At 74.9% G+C, this 2,100-nt stretch carries 1 protein-coding gene; it reads left to right on the top strand.

Annotated elements, in window-relative coordinates:
- Positions 1-217: 217 nt before the first annotated feature.
- Positions 218-2,002, top strand: a complete 1,785-nt coding sequence (locus UWG_RS0112370; protein WP_029391380.1) for a tetratricopeptide repeat protein — start codon at positions 218-220, stop codon at positions 2,000-2,002.
- Positions 2,003-2,100: the final 98 nt, after the last annotated feature.

Genomic DNA, 2,100 nt, shown 5'->3' with positions numbered 1-2,100 from the left:
GGGCTCATAACCCAGAGGTCGCAGGTTCAAATCCTGTCCCCGCTACTGAAATTGAGAAGGGCCCGAAGCCAACTGGCTTCGGGCCCTTCTCAATTGTGGAGACCCGTATGGTCCGAACTGGTTTGAGCCTCCTCAGTGTCGGGAAGTCGACAAACCGCTGAAGTGACCTCGTGGACCGCGGTATACCAGGTGTACGCCGGGTGCGGGTGGTGCGACGATGGAGGTTATGGGGGACATGGCACGGCTTGCGGGTCCTGGGGGGCTCGGCGGAAGCCTGACCGAGAAAGAGAGCACCGAAGCTCCCGCGACTGACAGCGGGCTCGGTGTCCATCTGCTGCGCCGCGGCGACCTCGACGGGGCCGAACCGCACCTGCGCAGCGCAGCGGCGGCCGGCGACCGAGCGGCCGCCAACAACCTGGGCGTCCTGCTGCACCAGCGGGGCTACCCGGAGGAGGCCTCCGACTGGTGGCGGAAGGCCGCCGTGGCCGGCTCCGGAGCCGCAGCCCACGCGCTGGGCCGCTTCCAGCGCGAGCGCGGAGACGAGCCCGAAGCGCTCTACTGGCTCACCCAAGCCGCCGAATCCGGCCACGCGTTGGGCGCCTACGCCCTCGCCGACCTCCTCGACCACCGCGGTGAGGAAGGCGCCGAGGCGTGGTTCCGCGCGGCGGCCGAGCACGGCCACCGCGAGGCGGCGTACCGCGTCGGGCGCGCGGTGAGCGGGCGTGCGGAACAGGGGGGCGAGCAGGAGCGCAGCGCGGCAGCCGAGGAGGCCGAGCGCTGGTACCGACAGGCGGCCGCCCGCGGCCACCGTCGCGCTGCGCTGCGCCTCGGGGTGATCCTGGAGCGCCGCGGCGAGTTGAAGGAGGCGGGCCGCTGGTACCTGACCTCGGCGCGCGACGGGGAGCCGCGGGCGGCCTGCGCCCTGGCCTTCCTGCTGCGCGACGCGGGCGACGAGGAAGGCGCCGTCACCTGGTGGCGCCGCGCAGCCGAGGCGGGCGACGGCAACGCCGCCAACGCCCTGGGCGCGCTCCACGCCGACCGCGGCGAGCGGCAGGCGGCGGAGCGCTGGTACCGCGCGGCGCTCGAAGCCGGTTGCGACAATGGGGCGTTCAACCTCGGGCTGCTCTGCGCAGCGCAGGGCCGGACGGCACAAGCCGAGCAGTGGTACCGCCGCGCCGCCTACGCCGGGCACCGCGAGGCGGCCAACGCGCTCGCCGTCCTGCTGCTCCAGCGCGGCGACGCCGAGGGCGCTGAGCCGTGGTTCTCGAAGGCGGCCGAGGCCGGCAGCGTGGACGCGGCCTTCAACCTCGGCATCCTCTTCGCCGGCCGGCGGCAGGAGCGCACGGCGCGGATGTGGTACGAGCGCGCGGCCGCCGCCGGACACCCGGAAGCGGCGCTCCAGGTCGGCATCGCGCTCGTCCGCGAGGGCGCACCGCAGGAGGCCGAGCGGCATCTGCGGTGTGCGGCCGGCGGGGGCAGCGTCGAGGGTGCCTTCCGTCTCGGCTCGCTCCTGGAGCGCGTGCACGCGGAGCTCGGCGCGCCGCAGGGCGAGGGGACGTCCGCCGGGCGCTCCGGTTCTCGCCGGTCGTCGGCGAAGGGGGAGCGGCAGGAGTTCGAGGAGTGGTACGCGCACGCGGCCGAGCGGGGGCACAGACGTGCGCAGGTGCGCCTCGGGATGTGCGCCGCGGCGCGCGGCGAGGTCGTCGACGCAGCGGGCTGGTACCGCGCCGCCGCGGAGGCCGGCAGCCCGCACGGGGCGTTCAATCTCGGGCTGCTGCTCGCGCGTGAGGGGAGCGAGCCGGAGGCGGCGCTGTGGTGGGAGCGCGCGGCGGACGCGGGCCACGGGCGCGCGGCGCTGCGGCTCGCGCTGATCCACTCGCGGCGCGGGGAGCTCGACGCGGGGCAGCTGTGGTGCAGCCGCGCCGTGGAGCTGGGTCCGGGAGAGGTCCGCGAGCGTGCGGCGACGCTGCTCGATGCGCTGCGTGCCGAGCTGACGGCCTAGTGGGGTCGTCCCGCCGGTCCGTGCCACCGCGGTGCGGACCGGCGCCGACCCGGATTTGCCCGCGTCGATCAGGAGGGTTAGAGTTGTGCACACAACGG

This window comes from Streptomyces xiaopingdaonensis, from assembly GCF_000262345.1.
Lineage (GTDB): Bacteria > Actinomycetota > Actinomycetes > Streptomycetales > Streptomycetaceae > Streptomyces > Streptomyces xiaopingdaonensis.
Note: the sequence above shows the minus strand (reverse complement) of the source record. Positions and strands in the feature narration are given on the sequence as shown.

Excerpts from the sequence above, each read along its gene's own strand:
- UWG_RS0112370 (WP_029391380.1), top strand. The coding sequence starts at position 218 with ATGGAGGTTATGGGGGACATGGCACGGCTTGCGGGTCCTGGGGGGCTC.